This window comes from Kitasatospora sp. NPDC029367 (assembly GCF_055569135.1).
Genome location: NZ_JBVHYH010000073.1, coordinates 1 through 15,904 on the forward strand (window position 1 = coordinate 1; position 15,904 = coordinate 15,904).

Annotated in this window: 18 protein-coding genes; 9 read left to right on the top strand and 9 right to left on the bottom strand. The window is 74.0% G+C overall.

Annotation, left to right across the window (positions count from 1 at the left end; genetic code table 11):
- Positions 1-102 precede the first annotated feature (102 nt).
- From ACZ4W5_RS30230 to ACZ4W5_RS30240, 3 genes are all read right to left on the bottom strand, one after another.
- Positions 103-1,392, bottom strand: a complete 1,290-nt coding sequence (locus tag ACZ4W5_RS30230) for a DUF5667 domain-containing protein (protein ID WP_465658095.1) — start codon at positions 1,390-1,392, stop codon at positions 103-105.
- 288 nt (positions 1,393-1,680) lie between these two features.
- Positions 1,681-2,499, bottom strand: a complete 819-nt coding sequence (locus ACZ4W5_RS30235; RefSeq protein ID WP_402482440.1) for an ECF subfamily RNA polymerase sigma factor, BldN family — start codon at positions 2,497-2,499, stop codon at positions 1,681-1,683.
- A gap of 605 nt (positions 2,500-3,104) precedes the next feature.
- Positions 3,105-4,172 carry an HAD family hydrolase gene (locus ACZ4W5_RS30240; RefSeq protein ID WP_465658097.1) on the bottom strand — a complete coding sequence of 356 codons (1,068 nt, stop codon included), beginning with the start codon at positions 4,170-4,172 and terminating at the stop codon, positions 3,105-3,107.
- A 120-nt stretch (positions 4,173-4,292) separates the two neighbouring features.
- On the opposite strand from ACZ4W5_RS30240, the gene ACZ4W5_RS30245 reads away from it, so the two are divergent.
- The 7 genes from ACZ4W5_RS30245 to hemB all read left to right on the top strand — a co-directional run bounded on the left by ACZ4W5_RS30245 (position 4,293) and on the right by hemB (position 11,584).
- Complete coding sequence (locus ACZ4W5_RS30245; RefSeq protein WP_360225881.1) at positions 4,293-4,568, top strand: glutaredoxin family protein; 276 nt, start codon at positions 4,293-4,295, stop codon at positions 4,566-4,568.
- A gap of 163 nt (positions 4,569-4,731) precedes the next feature.
- Entirely contained in the window at positions 4,732-5,466 is a 735-nt protein-coding gene (locus ACZ4W5_RS30250) for a 3'-5' exonuclease (RefSeq protein ID WP_465658099.1), read from the top strand.
- Between the two features lie 107 nt (positions 5,467-5,573).
- Positions 5,574-6,470 carry a redox-sensing transcriptional repressor Rex gene (locus tag ACZ4W5_RS30255; protein WP_360227631.1) on the top strand — a complete coding sequence of 299 codons (897 nt, stop codon included), beginning with the start codon at positions 5,574-5,576 and terminating at the stop codon, positions 6,468-6,470.
- A gap of 25 nt (positions 6,471-6,495) precedes the next feature.
- Positions 6,496-7,836 (top strand): glutamyl-tRNA reductase, encoded by a 1,341-nt coding sequence (locus tag ACZ4W5_RS30260; protein ID WP_465658101.1) that lies wholly within the window; start codon positions 6,496-6,498, stop codon positions 7,834-7,836.
- A gap of 41 nt (positions 7,837-7,877) precedes the next feature.
- The gene (gene hemC, locus ACZ4W5_RS30265; protein ID WP_360225890.1) at positions 7,878-8,882 is read left to right on the top strand and encodes a hydroxymethylbilane synthase; all 1,005 of its coding nucleotides are present in this window, start codon (positions 7,878-7,880) and stop codon (positions 8,880-8,882) included.
- The gene (locus ACZ4W5_RS30270; RefSeq protein WP_360225893.1) at positions 8,879-10,525 is read left to right on the top strand and encodes a bifunctional uroporphyrinogen-III C-methyltransferase/uroporphyrinogen-III synthase; all 1,647 of its coding nucleotides are present in this window, start codon (positions 8,879-8,881) and stop codon (positions 10,523-10,525) included. The genes hemC and ACZ4W5_RS30270 overlap by 4 nt, the downstream gene beginning before the upstream one ends.
- Positions 10,526-10,597: 72 nt before the next feature.
- Positions 10,598-11,584, top strand: coding sequence for a porphobilinogen synthase (gene hemB / locus ACZ4W5_RS30275; protein WP_465658103.1), 987 nt, complete (start codon positions 10,598-10,600; stop codon positions 11,582-11,584).
- 60 nt (positions 11,585-11,644) lie between these two features.
- Here the strand turns inward: hemB and ACZ4W5_RS30280 are convergent, their stop codons facing one another.
- The 3 genes from ACZ4W5_RS30280 to ACZ4W5_RS30290 all read right to left on the bottom strand — a co-directional run bounded on the left by ACZ4W5_RS30280 (position 11,645) and on the right by ACZ4W5_RS30290 (position 12,818).
- Entirely contained in the window at positions 11,645-11,911 is a 267-nt protein-coding gene (locus ACZ4W5_RS30280; protein ID WP_465658105.1) for a hypothetical protein, read from the bottom strand.
- A 133-nt stretch (positions 11,912-12,044) separates the two neighbouring features.
- Positions 12,045-12,389, bottom strand: a complete 345-nt coding sequence (locus ACZ4W5_RS30285) for a rodlet layer protein (RefSeq protein ID WP_329929037.1) — start codon at positions 12,387-12,389, stop codon at positions 12,045-12,047.
- Between the two features lie 84 nt (positions 12,390-12,473).
- Positions 12,474-12,818 (bottom strand): rodlet layer protein, encoded by a 345-nt coding sequence (locus ACZ4W5_RS30290; RefSeq protein ID WP_360225902.1) that lies wholly within the window; start codon positions 12,816-12,818, stop codon positions 12,474-12,476.
- 280 nt (positions 12,819-13,098) lie between these two features.
- Here ACZ4W5_RS30290 and ACZ4W5_RS30295 point away from each other — a divergent pair, with 280 nt between their 5' ends.
- On the top strand, positions 13,099-13,806 hold the full coding sequence (locus ACZ4W5_RS30295) for a hypothetical protein (protein WP_360225905.1): 708 nt from the start codon (positions 13,099-13,101) through the stop codon (positions 13,804-13,806).
- Between the two features lie 121 nt (positions 13,807-13,927).
- Here the strand turns inward: ACZ4W5_RS30295 and ACZ4W5_RS30300 are convergent, their stop codons facing one another.
- From ACZ4W5_RS30300 to ACZ4W5_RS30310, 3 genes are all read right to left on the bottom strand, one after another.
- The gene (locus tag ACZ4W5_RS30300; protein WP_465658107.1) at positions 13,928-14,308 is read right to left on the bottom strand and encodes a hypothetical protein; all 381 of its coding nucleotides are present in this window, start codon (positions 14,306-14,308) and stop codon (positions 13,928-13,930) included.
- A gap of 149 nt (positions 14,309-14,457) precedes the next feature.
- Positions 14,458-14,727, bottom strand: coding sequence for a chaplin (locus tag ACZ4W5_RS30305; protein WP_465658108.1), 270 nt, complete (start codon positions 14,725-14,727; stop codon positions 14,458-14,460).
- Positions 14,728-14,837: 110 nt separating this feature from the next.
- Positions 14,838-15,080 carry a chaplin gene (locus tag ACZ4W5_RS30310; protein ID WP_360225914.1) on the bottom strand — a complete coding sequence of 81 codons (243 nt, stop codon included), beginning with the start codon at positions 15,078-15,080 and terminating at the stop codon, positions 14,838-14,840.
- A 570-nt stretch (positions 15,081-15,650) separates the two neighbouring features.
- On the opposite strand from ACZ4W5_RS30310, the gene ACZ4W5_RS30315 reads away from it, so the two are divergent.
- Positions 15,651-15,890: a chaplin gene (locus ACZ4W5_RS30315; protein WP_360225917.1), complete on the top strand. Its 240-nt coding sequence runs from the start codon at positions 15,651-15,653 to the stop codon at positions 15,888-15,890.
- The last annotated feature ends 14 nt before the right edge of the window (positions 15,891-15,904 follow it).

Sequence of the window (15,904 nt, forward strand, 5' to 3'; positions counted from 1 at the left end):
CCCCCCCCCCCCCCCCCCCCCCCCCCCCCCCCCCCCCCCCCCCCCCCCCCCTCCCGCCCCCCCCCCCCCCCCCCCCCCCCCCCCCCCCCCCCCCCGCGTCGCTCAGCTCCCGCCGAGGATCCGCAGCCCGGGCAGCAGGCCGGGGATCAGCGGAGGCACGTCCACGCCCTGCTGGGCGCCGCTCGGCGTGCTGGGCGCACCGGACGGCGGCTGGGGCGCCTTCGGCGGGGCCGCGTCGGCGCTCGGCGAGGGCCGGTTGCCGGTGAGCCCGCTGGTGAGGTCGCCGACCAGACCGTTGACGGCGTCCGGGGCGCTGCTGGGCAGGGTGCTCGGCAGTCCGCCGCCCTTGGCCCCGCCGCCGGCCGTGCTGCCGTTGCCGGTGGTGTCCGGGGCGCGGTCGGTGCCGGGGCGGCTGCCCGTGCCGCCCTGGGGCTGCGCGGAGCCGGGTGCGGCGCCGGAGCCGTCGGGACCGGTGCCGGCCGGGGAGCCGGTCGAGGAGGAGTCGTCGCCCGCTCCGGTGCCGCCCGGTCCACCGCTCTTGGCGGGGGGCTGGGCCAGGCGCAGGGGCGCGACGTCCTCGGTTATGTCGTCGAAGAGCTGGTTCACCAGGTGGGCCTGCTCGGTGAGTTGGACCGGCAGCCGGCCCTGCAGCTCGCTCCAGCGGCCGTCCTCGTCGTGGGCGAAGCCGGCCAGCGCGCGCATCGGGCCCAGCGAGCCGTTGCTGCGGTAGACCGAACGCAGCAGTTCGCGGCCCTTGAGGGCGTCGGCGTGCATGTCGTCCAGCGCGCGGCGGACCCGGTCGACCGTGCCGGGGCTGAGCCCGGTGGTCGATCCGGCCTGCCCGACCAGGGCGTTGGCCTCGCCGAGCCGGGTGGCGGCGTTGCCGAGCAGCAGTTCGCCGCGCTCCGAGTCGGAGTCCGCGAGGTCGAGCCGGAGCCCTTCGAGACCGCGCTTCATGCCGTACAGCGTGTCCCCGGGGAGGGCGTTGGTGCTTGCGGCGGCCGCGCCGGCCAGGCTGCCGACGGCGAGCCCGGCGACCAGTCCGCCGATCGCGAAGCGGCGGCTCCACCGGCCGCGCGGCGCCGTCCGGATCGCCCGGTGGCGGCGCTGGCGGGGCACCGCGGCGCCCGGCCCGCCCGCGAAGGCCTGCTCGAACGCGGCCATCAGCTGAGCGCGTTGGACCGTCCGGACCTCCCGGTCCAGGGCTGGTCCGGGCAGTGCCCCCAGCGCGTCGGCCAGACCCACCAGTTCGGCCATCGCCACCGAACCGGACTCGGCGGCAGTGGTGTTGGCCGATTCGGCGGTGGCCGCGCGGCGTTGCTCCGCCTGGTGGGCCTCCAGCGCCTCGGCGAAGGCCTTCGCCCGTCGGTGCTCCAGCACGTTTGCCGTCACGGGCCACACCTCCCTTCGTCGTTGTCGACACCCCGGCCTGCCGGACGGTTGCCCCGGCGGGCCAAAGCCACTCCATCGGGTGATAGGTCACAATTCGGCTTGACCGTATGCCTGGTGGGGGCTTGCACGCTGGCCAACGAGCGGTACGGGCGGTCGGTTACGCACGGCTGATCATCGGACCGACCGTTCACCCGGACGTGTCGGCCGGGTGGCAGTGGTGACGGGCCCTCGGACCGGTGCCGGGCTGGGCCCCGCCGGGGCCCTATCGCTCCCTCGGTCACCGCCGCCTCACCGCGCGTCGGGCGGCAGGAGCCGGGCGAGGGTGCGCACGGCGCGGTACTGGAGGGTCTTGATCGCGCCCTCGTTCTTGCCCATGATCCGCGCCGTCTCGGCCACCGACAGCCCCTGGAGGAAGCGCAGCGTCACGCACTCCTGCTGCTGGGGGTTGAGCCGGCGCACCGCGTCCAGCAGGGCGGCGTTGGAGAGCGACTCCAGCACCGACTCCTCCGGGCTGCGCTCGCACTCGTTGGAGTCGAGCATCTCGCCGGTGGTGACCTCCAGCCGGAAGCGGCTGGACTTGAAGTGGTCGGCGACCAGGTTGCGGGCGATGGTGACCAACCAGGCGCCGAAGTCGCGGCCCTGCCAGGTGAAGGTGCCGATCCGGCGCAGCGCGCGCAGGAAGGTCTCGCTGGTGAGGTCCTCGGCGGTGGCCCGGCTGCCGACCCGGTAGTAGATGTAGCGGTAGACGGTGTCCGCGTAGTGGTCGTAGAGCCGGCCGAAGGCCTCGCTCTCGCCGGCCTGGGCCCGCTCGACCAGCTCCATGATCGGGTTGTGCTCGGTCTCGTAGCCGGGGCTCGGCGCGGTGCGGGTACGGCTGCGGCCGACGCCGGTGCTGCCGGTGCGGCCGCGCGAGCCGGTGCCGGTGGAGCCGGCGGCGGTGGTGCGCAGCGCGATGCCGGGGCCGTGCTGGTGGCCGAACGGCGCGCCGGCGGGCACGAGTTGGGGCGAGGCGGCGAGCTGGCTGCGGAGCAGGGTGCGCAGCAGGTCCAGGCCGGTGGAGATCTGCCGCTCGGCCGGGCGGCCGCGGAGGCCGGTGCGGGGGCGCAGGGGCGCGGACGACGGGCGGGAGGGTGCAGGCGCGTCGTTCCGGACGGGTGGGTACACGGGACTCCCAGAGGCAGAACTGTGGACGGATCACCTCCGCCTGCGCGGAGAGCACTCCCCATGGCATCCGTTCGAGCGGGACGCATGGGTGACGTGCATCCAGGAGAGAATAACGCTTTGTGCAATGACAGCTACACCGTGTGGTCGAAGTGGTCGTTTGGGATCCATTTGTTGCGCATATTCGGCTGACACTGACCGGAGGTGTCGGCGTTCATCCGGCTCAACGTGACCGTTCGGGCGCCCAGGGTGACCAATTCGGCGGTACTGCGGGCGGTTTCCCAGCCTTGGGGCTCCGCAACCCCTGACTTTCCCGGCCTGGCGAACGATCAGAACCGGTCGCCGGGTGACAAGTTCGCACGGGGTGGCCCGGACGGCCGTGTCGGAGCCGGGAGTTCGCCCGTACGAGGGGCCAGGTCAGGCCGCTGATTGACGCCCTCTCACCCGCACGGGGGAGGGGCAGAAACGGTTCCGTGGGCGGCCGTCCGAGGCCGAACGGCGGGACGTTCAGCCGTAGTTCGGCCCGGGGCGGGAGAGGGGATGGGCGGAGTTCAGCCGCGCCGACGACGGCGCCGCAGCGCCACCCCGGCCGCCGCCGCGCCGGCCAGCACCCCGAGCGCGGCCGCCGCCGGCAGGCCCACCCGGGCCGCCTTGCGCCCGGTCCGGAAGTCGCGCACCCGCCACCCCTGCGCCCGGGCGTGCCGCCGCAGCGCGCCGTCCGGGTTCACCACGTAGGGGTGGCCGACCAGCGAGAGCATCGGGATGTCGTTGGCCGAGTCGCTGTAGGCCGCGCAGCGGTCCAGGTCCAGCCGCTCGCGCCGGGCCAGCGCGTTCACCGCGGCGGCCTTGGCCGGGCCGTGCAGCAGGTCGCCGACCAGCCGGCCGGTGTAGTGGCCGTCCCGGGCCTCCGCGACGGTCCCCAGCGCGCCGGTCATGCCGAGCCGCCGGGCGATGATCCGGGCCACCTCCAGCGGGGCGGCGGTCACCAGCCAGACCCGCTGGCCGGCGTCCAGGTGCATCTGGACCAGGGCGCGGGTGCCCGGCCAGATCTTGTCGGCGACGACCTGCTCGAAGACCTCCTCGCAGATCACCTCCAGGTCGGCGGTGCGCTTGCCGGCCACGAGGCCCAGGGCGGTGTTGCGGGCGTCCGAGATGTGGTCCGGGTCCTCGGTGCCGTGCAGCCGGAAGAGCGCCTGCTGCCAGGCGAAGCGGGCGATGTCGCGGCGGGTGAGGAAGCCGTGGCGGTAGAGGCCGACGCCGAGGTAGAAGATCGCGGCGCCGCGCAGGATGGTGTTGTCGCAGTCGAAGAAGGCGGCGGCGCGCGGGTCGTCCCGGTCCGGGGTGTGGTTCCCGGCCGGGGCCTTGGGGGTCTTCCCCGGCCGGCCGGGTGCCTGGCTCCCCGCGGTGGCGTGGGCCGCCCCGGGTTCCTGCGCCCCAGGTTCCTGCGCCACCGGGGCGTCGGCCGCCGGGGCGTCCGTCGCGGGGGCGAGCAGCGGTTCGGCGAGCAGCGGTTCGGCGCGCAGCGCGGCCTCGGCCGCCGCTGCCGCGGCCTCGCCCGCCAGGGCGCTCCGCTCGGTGGTGGAGCGTCTCGCCTTGGTGAGCCTTCGGAGCACGGCCATGCCACCGAGCATAGCCAGCCGGGCGGGGAGCGGCCGTGACGGAGCCGTGCCCGTGCGGTGAACAGCTGCCGGGCGGCCACCGCCCCGGAGGCGGGCGGGCGGGTGGACGACAATGAGCAGGTGAGCCCACTGCTGCGACGCAAGAGCCCCGAGCCGGCGGCCCGTACCGTGACCCTGGTCGGCAAGCCCGGCTGCCACCTGTGCGACGAGGCCCGGGAGGTGATCGTCCGGGTGGCGGCGGAGCTGGGTGCGGCCTTCGAGGAGCAGGACATCACCCGGGACGAGGAGCTGTACCGCCGCTACTGGGAGCAGATCCCGGTCACCCTGGTCGACGGCCGCCAGCACGACTTCTGGCGGGTCGACGAGAAGCGCCTGCGCAAGGCCCTGGGCGGCTGAGGAAGGGTCCGTGCGTGCACCACCTCCCCCGCCGACCGGCGGGGGAGCTTCGCCGAATCGTTGCCGAAGACACTCCGTTCCGGCGTGGGGCCGGGCGCCTCGGTCGGCTTACGATCGAACGCGTTTGCGCCCGTGGGGGGCTGAGCACACGAGGAGTGCCGCCATGCTTCCCCGTCCGACCCCCGCGCTGCCCGCAGCCCCGGGCTTCGCCGTGGTGGACGTGGAGGCGACCGGCCGCAGTCCGTGGCGGCACCGGGTGGTCGAGGTCGCGGTGGTGCTGCTGGACGAGCGGCTCCGCCCCGAGGGCGAGTTCGCCACCCTGCTGGACCCGCTGGGCCCGGTCGGCCCGACCCATGTACACCGGATACGCCAGGCCGACGTCGAGGGTGCGCCCCGCTTCCGGGAGATCGCCCCCCGGCTGCTGGAGCTGCTGGCCGGCCGGGTGCTGGTCGGTCACCACGTCAGCTGCGACCACGCCTTCCTGGAGCGCGAGTTCGCCCGGATCGGGGTGCCGCTGCCGCCCGTCCCCCTGCTGTGCACGATGCGGCTGGCCGGCGCCCACCTGCCGGAGGCCCGCGGTCAGGGCCTGGCGGCCTGCGCGGAGGCGGCCGGGCTGGGCTGGTTCCCGGCGCACACCGCGTTGGGCGACGCCCGGGTGACGGCGGAACTGCTGCGGCACTGCGCGGGCGTCCCGTCCTGCCCGCCGGACGACTGGACCGGGCCGCTGCGCGAGGCCGCCCGGGTGCCCTGGCCGCGGCTGGGCCGGGCCCGTTCCCGGCCGTCCGGCGGTACCGTGCCACTACTGCGCCGGGAGGCGCCGTACGGCCCCTGGCTGCCCGGCGCCCAGGCCCCGGAAGTGGTCCTGACGCAGGCCGGTGCTATGAGCTCATCGGCGTGATGCGTGTCACTGTGCCGGGACAAATCGGACACCATCTTTGTGCACACGTTCACAAACGCTTAGCCTGGCTGCCAAAGCCCAGCTTCACCCACAGGAGCACCGTGGCAATCGGCCGATCACCACAGAGCAGTTCGCAGACGCCCGACCAGGGCGCCGCGCGCCGACCCGCGCGTGCCCGGGGCATCCCGGAGGCGACCGTCGCCCGCCTCCCCCTCTACCTGCGGGCCCTCACCGCGCTCTCCGAGCGCTCGGTGCCGACCGTCTCCTCGGAGGAACTGGCCGCCGCGGCCGGCGTGAACTCGGCCAAGCTGCGCAAGGACTTCTCCTACCTCGGCTCCTACGGCACCCGGGGCGTCGGCTACGACGTCGAGTACCTCGTCTACCAGATCTCCCGCGAGCTGGGCCTGACCCAGGACTGGCCGGTCGTCATCGTCGGCATCGGGAACCTCGGCCACGCCCTCGCCAACTACGGCGGGTTCGCCTCCCGCGGCTTCCGGGTCGCCGCCCTGTTGGACGCCGACCCGAACGTGGTCGGTTCCACCGCGGCCGGACTGCCGGTGCGCCACATGGACGAGCTGGAGTCGATCGTCGAGAGCCAGCACGTCTCGATCGGTGTGATCACCACCCCGCCCGGCGCCGCCCAGCAGGTCTGCGACCGACTGGTCGAGGCGGGCGTCACCAGCATCCTGAACTTCGCCCCGACCGTGCTGACCGTCCCGGACGGCGTGGACGTGCGCAAGGTGGACCTCTCCATCGAGCTGCAGATCCTCGCCTTCCACGAGCAGCGCAAGGCCGGCGAGGAGCCCGACCGGACCGAGTCGGTGCTGGACCGTGCCCCCGGCCCGGTCCGCGCGGCCGCGGCCAAGCTGCGCCGGGCGGCCGGCGGCAGCGGCAAGGGCCGCACCGGCACCGAGCCGGCGGCCAAGGAGCCGGCCGAGCCGTCGGCCAAGGGCAAGCCCGCCAAGGGCGGCGAGGGCGAGCTGTCCGCGGTGATGCCGGCGTGAACACCGAGAGCTGTGGGGGGCGGGCATGAGTCTTCTCGTCGTCGGACTGAGCCACCGGACGGCACCGGTCGGCGTGCTGGAGCGCGCCGCGCTGACCGGCGAGGTCCCGACCCGGCTGCTGCACGACGCGGCCGCGTCCTCGACCGTCGCCGAGGCCGCCCTGCTCAACACCTGCAACCGGATCGAGCTGTACGCGGACGTGGACAAGTTCCACGGCGGCGTCGCCGAGCTGTCGCTGCTGCTGGCCCACCACAGCGGGGTGGACCTGGAGGAGCTGACCTCCCACCTGTACGTCCACTACGAGGACCGCGCCGTCCACCACCTGTTCTCGGTGGCCTGCGGCCTGGACTCGATGGTGGTCGGCGAGGGCCAGATCCTCGGCCAGCTGCGCGACGCGCTGGCCAAGGCCCAGGAGGAGCACACCGCCGGGCGCGGCCTGAACGAGCTGTTCCAGCAGGCCCTGCGGGTCGGCAAGCGGGCGCACAGCGAGACCGGGATCGACAAGGCCGGGCAGTCGCTGGTCACCTTCGGCCTGGAGCAGGTCGCCGCGGGCGCGGGCGAGATCGCCGGCAAGCGCGCGCTGGTGGTCGGGGCCGGCTCGATGAGCTCGCTGGCCGCCGCCACCCTGGTCCGCTCCGGGGTCACCGACCTGCTGATCGCCAACCGCACGCCGGCCCGCGCCGAGCGCCTGGTGGAGATCCTCGGCCCGGACGTGGCCCGCACCGTGGACCTCGACAAGGTGCCGCAGGCGCTGGCCGACGTCGACTTGGTGATCTCCTGCACCGGCGCGGCCGGCGTGGTGGTCCGGGCCGAGGACGTCGCCGCCGCGGTCGCCGTGCGCACCGCTCCCGAGCCGCTGGCGCTGCTCGACCTCGCCATGCCGCGCGACGTCGACCACGCCGTGCACGAGCTGGACGGCGCCCTGCTGGTCGACCTGGAGAGCCTCTCCCACGCGCACGCCGCCAGCCCCGGCGCCGGCGACGTCGACGAGGTCACCCGGATCGTCTCCGACGAGGTGACGGCCTTCGGCGCCGCCCAGCGGGCCGCCCGGATCGCGCCGACCGTGGTCGCACTGCGGGCGATGGCCTCCGACGTGGTCGCCGCCGAGCTGGGCCGGCTGGACTCCCGGCTGCCCGACCTGGACGAGCGCTCCCGCGCCGAGATCACCCAGACCGTCCGCCGCGTCGTCGACAAGCTGCTGCACGCCCCGACCGTCCGGGTGAAGCAGCTGGCCGCCGAGCCCGGCGGCGCGTCCTACGCGGACGCCCTGCGCGAGCTGTTCGACCTCGACCCGGCGGCCGTGCACGCCGTTTCGGGTACGCCCGTCGGCGGCCGTTCCCAGCCTTCGGCCGGGGGCACCAGATGAACCGTCAGCCATCCCACGAGTACCACCGGGACGATCACCTCATGAATGGTCAACCGCTCACCGAGCAGGCTCCGGACGCCGCCCTGCGGCTCGGCACCCGGCGCAGCCCGCTCGCCATGGCCCAGTCGGGCATGGTCGCCCGCGAGGTGACCAGGCTCACCGGCCGCCCCGTCGAGCTGGTCGAGATCACCACCTACGGCGACACCTCGCGGGAGGCGCTCGCCCAGATCGGCGGCACCGGCGTGTTCGTCTCCGCACTGCGGGACGCCCTGCTGGAGGGCCGGATCGACTTCGCCGTGCACTCGCTCAAGGACCTGCCCACCGCCGCGCCCGAGGGCCTGGCGCTGGCCGCCGTCCCCGCCCGCGAGGACGTCCGGGACGCCCTGGTCGCGGCCGAGGGCCTGGCCCTGGACGAGCTGGTGGAGAAGCTGGCCGGAGCCGGCCGCCCGGCCCGGATCGGCACCGGCTCGCCGCGCCGGATGGCCCAGCTGAACGCCTGGGCCCGGGCCCGCGGCGCCCAGCTGGAGACCGTCCCGATCCGCGGCAACGTGGACACCCGGATCGGTTACGTGACCGCCGGCGAGCTGGACGCCGTGGTGCTGGCCACGGCCGGCCTCAACCGGCTCGGCCGCAGCGCCGAGATCTCCCAGCACCTCGACCCCGAGCTGATGATCCCGGCCCCCGGCCAGGGCGCGCTCGCGATCGAGTGCGCCGCCGCCGACACGGAGCTGACCGCCGCGCTCGCCGCGCTGGACCACGCCCCCACCAGGGTCGCCGTGGCCGCCGAGCGCGCCCTGCTGGCCACCCTGGAGGCCGGCTGCTCGGCTCCGGTGGCCGCACTGGCCACCTGGGGCCGGGAGTACGAACTGCGGCTGGACGGCGTGGTCGGCGATCCCGACGGCACCGCCCTGCTGAAGATGTCCGCCAACGGTCCGATCGTCCTCGACGAGACCGCCGAGCAGCAGGCGCGGGCCCTCGGCCACGCCCTGGCCGCCCGGCTGCTCGACGCGGGCGCGGCCACCCTGATGGGGGAGCGAGCCCGATGAGCCCCACCGCCGCCACCGACGCCCTCTTCCCGGCCGGCCGGCCCACCGGACGGTGCACCTTCCTGGGAGCCGGTCCCGGGGACCCGGGGCTGCTGACCCTGCGCGCGGTCGAGGTGCTGTCCTCGGCCGACGTCCTGGTCGCCGACCCGCTGACCGCGGCCGCCGTGCGCACCCACTGTCCGGCCGGCGTGCAGGTGCACGCCCCGGCCGCCGAGGGCGCCGACTTCGACCTGGCCAAGCTGGTCGCGGAGGCCGTCCGGGCCGGCAAGCACGTGGTCCGCACCGTCGACGGCGACCCGGGCCTGGACGGCTGCGCCGCCGAGGAGATGCTCAGCTGCGCGGGCGACGGGATCCCCTTCGAGGTGATCCCGGGCGTCGCCCAGTCGGTCGGCGTCCCGGCCTACGCGGGCGTCCCGCTGCGCGGCGCGGCCGGCACCGACGTCCGGTTCGTGGACGGCGGCCAGCTGCTGTCCGGCGCCCCGGTCGACCTGGGCGCGCCGGAGACCACCCTGGTGGTCCGCACCACCCTGGGCCAGCTGCCGGCCACCGCGAGCGCGCTGGTCTCCAACGGTCGCAAGCCGGACTCGGCGCTGAGCGCCACGCTGTCCGGCACCACCACCCGCCAGCGGACCTTCACCTCCACGCTGGCCACCATCGCGGCCGACCTCAAGGTCGCCCGGGTGCTGCCCTCGCCGGTCTCCGCCCCGGTGGACCCGGCGACCTCGGTGATAGCCGTGGTGGGCGAGCAGGTCGCCCACCGGGCCTCGCACTCCTGGTTCGAGACCAAGCCGCTGTTCGGCTGGAACGTCCTGGTGCCGCGCACCAAGGAGCAGGCCCACGGCCTGTCCGAGCAGCTGCGCTCGTACGGCGCGGTGCCGCAGGAGGTGCCGACCATCGCGGTCGAGCCGCCGCGCACCCCGCAGCAGATGGAGCGGGCCATCAAGGGCCTGGTCACCGGACGCTACGAGTGGATCGCCTTCACCTCGGTGAACGCCGTCCGCGCCGTCCGGGAGAAGTTCGAGGAGTACGGCCTGGACGCCCGGGCGTTCGCCGGGATCAAGGTCGCGGCGGTCGGCGAGACCACCGCCCAGGCCCTGGTGGACTTCGGCGTGAAGCCGGACCTGGTGCCCTCCGGGGAGCAGTCCGCGGCCGGGCTGCTGGAGGACTGGCCGCCGTACGACCCGGTCTTCGACCCGATCGACCGGGTGCTGCTGCCGCGCGCCGACATCGCCACCGAGACCCTGGTCGCCGGCCTGGTCGAGCTCGGCTGGGAGGTCGACGACGTGACGGCGTACCGGACGGTGCGCGCCTCGCCGCCGCCGGCCGAGACCCGCGAGGCGATCAAGGGCGGCGGTTTCGACGCGGTGCTGTTCACCTCGTCCTCGACCGTGCGGAACCTGGTCGGCATCGCCGGCAAGCCGCACAACGTCACGGTCATCGCCTGCATCGGCCCGGCCACCGCCAAGACCGCCGAGGAGCACGGCCTGCGGGTCGACGTGATGGCCCCGGCGCCGTCGGCGGCCGCGCTGGCCCAGGCGCTGGCAGACTTCGGGGCCAAGCGCCGGGACACCGCGACGGCCGCGGGCGAGCCGGTCTACCGGCCCAGCGAGCGCCGTCCGGGATCCCGCCGCAAGGCCCGCTGAGCCCTCAACCATGCTGCTGGGGGCGGTGGTTGGTCGCCCCCGGCACTGCACAACCGTTCGGAGAGAGAAGCCGTGTCCGCTGAATTCCCGTACGTTCGCCCCCGTCGACTGCGGCAGAGCCCGGCGATGCGCCGGCTGGTCGCCGAGACCCGGCTGCACCCGGCGGAGCTGATCCTGCCGCTGTTCGTCCGCGAGGGCGTCAGCGAGCCCGTCCCGGTCACCTCGATGCCGGGCGTGGTCCAGCACACCCGCGACACCCTGCGCAAGGCCGTCGTCGAGGCGGCCGAGGCCGGGCTGGGCGGCGTCATGCTGTTCGGCGTCCCGCTCGTGCAGGACGCGACCGGCAGCGAGGGCACCAACCCGGACGGCATCCTCCAGCAGGCGATCCGGGACGTGGTCGCCGAGGTCGGCGACTCCCTGGTGGTCATGTCGGACCTCTGCCTGGACGAGTACACCGACCACGGCCACTGCGGCGTGCTGGCCGCCGACGGCAGCGTGGACAACGACGCCACCCTGGAGCGCTACGCCGAGATGGCCCGGGTGCAGGCCGACGCTGGCGTCCACCTGGTCGGCCCGTCCGGCATGATGGACGGTCAGATCGCCGTGGTCCGGCGGGCGTTGGACGAGGCCGGGCACCACGACACCGGCATCCTCGCCTATACCGCCAAGTACGCCTCGGCCTTCTACGGCCCGTTCCGCGAGGCGGTCGGCTCCTCGCTCAAGGGTGACCGCAAGGCCTACCAGCAGGACCCGGCCAACGCCCGCGAGGCGCTGCGCGAGCTGGAGTTGGACCTCGCCGAGGGCGCGGACATGGTGATGGTCAAGCCGGCCATGGCCTACCTGGACATCCTGCGCCAGGTCGCCGACGCCTCCCCGGTGCCGGTCTCCGCGTACCAGGTGTCCGGCGAGTACGCGATGGTCGAGGCGGCCGCCGCGAACGGCTGGATCGACCGGGAGCGGATGATCATGGAGACGCTGACCTCGCTGCGCCGGGCCGGTGCCGAGCAGATCCTCACCTACTGGGCGGTCGAGGCCGCCGCGATGCTCAAGCAGGGCTGAGCCCGTACGGCGGAAGGCCGGGCCGTTCCCCCGCGGGGAGCGGCCCGGCCTTCCTCGTCACTACTTCCAGCCGTTGATGTGCGCGAAGCCCTCGCCGCCGCCGACCAGGTCGGTCGCGGTGGCGGCACCGCCGACGAAGCCGCCGGCGACGACGTTGCTGGTGTGGCCGACGCCGAAGCCCCCACCGGCCACGAACGGGTGGTCACCGGAGGCGACGATGCCGCCGCCGCCCACCAGGCCGACGTGGGCGAACGCCGGGGTGGCGGCACCGGCGAGCGCGAGCGCGGCGGTGGCGGTCAGGGCGGCCTTGGCCAGCGTGCTCTTCATGGATCTGCCCTCTCTGTGGGGGCGCCCCCGCGGGCGCCCGTCCTCTGACTGGTGCTGCGACTCTTGTCGATGAAGCCCGGAGGGCCCGGGGAGCTCTTCCTCCCCGGGCCCTCCGCCGTGCCGTGCCCCTTGATCAGCCGATCAGGTGCGAGACACCCGCGTCGCCCGAGGACTGGGTGTTCTGGCCGACGTTGCAGATCTGCTTCGGGGTGCTGTTCAGGACGGGCACCTCGACCGGAACCGCGACGCCGATGACGGCGACGGCGATGTTGTGGACCTCCGGCAGGCAGACGTTCGCGTTGTCCAGGGTGTGGAAGTTCGGGCTGCCGTTGCCGTGGGTGCCGGTCTGGTTGGTGCCGCCGTTGCCCTGGACGGAGGTGGCGGCGCCGTCCGAGTCGACGATGGCGGAAGCCGAGCCGGCGGACATCGCGATGGCGGCGGCGGCCAGGCCGGCGGCGGCGAGGGACTTCTTGATCATTTCCGGTTTTCCTCTCAAGGGTGAATCGGGGAGCGATTCGAGGGTGGTTCAGGGGGGGTGGTGCGGAGGTGGGCTGGGGGAGCGTCAGCCGACCAGGTGGGACACGCCCGCGTCGCCGTGGCTCTGGGTGCCCTGGCCCTGGGTGCAGTACTGCTTGCCACCGCTGTTGGCGATCGGGACCTCGACCGGGACGGCCACACCGAGAACACCGACGGCGATGTTGTGGACCTCGGGGAGGCAGATGTTCGCGTTGTCCAGGAAGTGGAAGTTCGGGCTGTTGTTCCCGACCGTCCCGGTGAAGTTGGTGCCGCCGTTGCCCTCGATGGAGGCGGCCGCGCCGTCCGCGTCACCGATGGCCGAAGCGGGAGCGGCGGCACCGGCGAGCGCGGCGACGGCCAGGCCGGCGGCGGCGAAGGACTTCTGGATCATGGGGCGATCCCTCTCTGAAATGCTTTCGGTTTCCGTGCGTAGCAACGCGTCGAACGCTCAGACCCGGTCTGCAGTCACTGACGTCCAGATCAAAGAATGACGGCACGGAAGGTTACGGGGATTTTTGAAAAGAGTCCGGGAGGCGCGTCCGGGGGTGGTTTCCGGTCGGATTATTAGGCCGAATCGGCTAACGCCCGCAATCCGAACTCCTGGTCACTCGTTGCGCAGATTGCTTTCCGGCTGCGGCCCCGCAGCCCTCCTCGAAGGAACGGTGAAAAGCATGAAGTTCTCCAAGCGGGCCGGCGCCATGCTGCTGGCGGTCGGTGCGGGCGTGCTCGCCTCCCAGGGAGCGGCCTCCGCCGCCCCGGTAAGCCCCGACCAGGTCGGAGCCCTGGAGGACAAGCTGGCCACCCAGCAGGTCCCGGCGGACGTGCCGCTCACCCCGCTGGGCAGCCACGTCACGGCCGGCATTCCCACCTCGCTGGTCATGCCGCCGGTGGCCGGCCGGACCACCGACAACGGGCTGCTCCCGGACCACCTGGTGCCCCAGCTGGCCACCGGCAAGGTGGGCCCGAGCGCCAAGGCCCAGCTGCCGCTGCCGCTGGTCGACCAGGGCGCCGACCTCGGCCAGGTGCTGCTGGAGGCCCCGGCCGCGCCGCTCCAGGCCAGGACCCCCGGCCTGGACGTGGGCAAGCCGCTCTCCCTGGTGCACGACGGCACCGGCCAGCTGGCCGACGGCCGGATCCGGGTGGACGAGGTGGACCCGCGGCTGGTGCCCGGCGCCGTGCAGACCGTCCCCGGGGCCACCGCGAGCCTGGGCGGCGACGAGCGCCGGCTCTCCGTCACCGACGAGGTGAACGACCTGGCCAACACCACCACGGCCACCGCCACCGGCGTCCTGCGGCAGACCGACGCGACCGGCACGGCGACCTCGACCGCCACCGGCCTCGTCCAGCAGAGCGGCCTGGCCGACCTCACCCAGCTCTGAGCCCGGTCCCGAGCCCGGCTCCGAGCCCAGCGCTGAGCAGGGCTCCGAGCTCCCGCCCGACGCGCCGGAGCCCGGCACCCCTCCTGGTGGCCAGGGGTGCCGGGCTCCGGCGCGTCCGCGGTCAGCCCGGCAGGACGCCGGAGAGCCCGCCGACCAGTGGGAGGTCCTGGACCCCGCCGCCCGCGCTCAGCGGTCCGGTCAGCGTGCCGGTGCCCACCGGGGCCAGGCCCTGGTCCGGCTGGACGGTCGCACCGTTGTTGAGCACGTCGGCCGAGGAGTTGGCCCACGGGTCCAGGCGCAGGCTCTTGATCGGCGCGACGCCGTAGCCGAGGCCGGCCGTCGTCCCGTTCAGTGCCTGCCCGACGTCGGTCTTCGCCAGCGTGGCCGGGCCGGCGGCGGGCTGCTGCCCCGCGGCGGGAGCGGCCTGCGCAGAACCGGCGCCGAGCAGCACCGCGGCGCCCACGGCGGCGGCCAGCCCGGCCCCGCCCTTCTTCGAAACCATGCGGTTCACCCTTCGGTGGAGTGGGGCCCGGCCCGGCGAAACCCGAGGGACGGGCCCTGAGCTTCCGGACGTCCCGTCCGGAGAAAGCGAACTGCCCCCCGGCCGGCTGGTCGGGGGGCAGTACGGCCGAAACGCGTGCCGATCGGGGATCAGCAGTCGTCCGCGGGCTTCGGGTGCATGTCCACGTTGGCGCAGCTGTTGCCGAAGGCCGGGTTCAGCAGGCCGACAACGTTGATGGTGTTGCCGCACAGGTTGATCGGCACGTGCACCGGGACCTGGATCTGGTTGCCGGAGACGACACCGGGGGAACCGGCGGCCACGCCCTCGGCGCCCGAGCTGGCGGCGGCGGAGCCAGCCGCGCCGAGCACCAGGCCGGCAGCGGCGGCGGAGAGGACGGCGACCTTCTTGACGTTCTGCATGGGGGTTGATCTCCTCGATCACACACGGGTGGAGCGTGCCGTGCCCCGGCGCTGCGGGGCGCGGCACGGGCTCGGGTGAATCAGCTGTCGCCGGGTCGGCGACCGCGGGTTCAGCCGACGTTGGCGCAGGAGTTGCCGAACGCCGGGTTCAGCAGGCCGATCACGTTGATGCTGTTGCCGCAGACGTTGACCGGGATGTGCACCGGGATCTGGATCTGGTTGCCGGAGAGCACGCCGGGGGAGCCGGCGGCCACGCCCTCGGCGCCCGAGCTGGCGAACGCGCCGCCCGCGGCACCGAGCACCAGGCCGGTGGCGGCCAGCGACAGGGCGGCGGCCTTCTTGAGGTTACGCATGTCTGTTCCTCCGATTTCTGCCCCGACGGAAGGGAAATGTCGGGAAACGGGCGAGCACGAATACTCACCCGAAGGGTTCAGGGATTGCCGTGAATGTCACTCCGGCGGCGCACACCGGCGTGTTGCGCCCGTGGCTCGGGCGTCGACGCAGCCGCCGCGTTCTTCCGGCACCTCGCGAACATTTCCCGCACGGCCGGGAACGGTCCGGACAGAGGTGCGACCAGGAATTCCCGGTCAGGCGTTCAGGCGGTGTCGCCGAACGCCGGGCTCTGGGGGGCCCGCCACGTCGACCGGCCCGCCGTGGGCCGCGGTGCCGACGTGGCCGTGGGCGAGCTGTGCATGGGCGGTACTCGATTCGTTGAGCAGGGCCTGATGGATCGTCTTCGTGAGGGAGAACGAGGCAACGCGCGCGGGGAAACGGTCCGGTCCGGTGATCACCCGAATGCCGCTCGGCGGCCGGATTGGGCCGGACGGGTGACAGTGCGGGCACCCTCGCAACCGGTCCGGACGGGTCTCGTTCTAGATGTCGCACTCCCCGTGCATCTCTGTATGAACAGTCAGGAGGCTCACATGAGCATCAAGAAGACCGCCGCCGTCGGCGCGGCCGTGGTGGGCATCGTGGCCGCCGGCGCCGGCACCGCCATGGCCAGCTCCGGCGCCGAGGGTGTTGCCGCCGGTTCCCCCGGTGTCATCTCGGGCAACCAGATCCAGGTTCCGGTTCACATCCCGGTCAACCTGTGCGGCAACAGCGTCGACGTGATCGGCCTGCTGAACCCGGCGTTCGGCAACCACTGCGCCAACCTGGGCTGAACCCACCCCCGGTT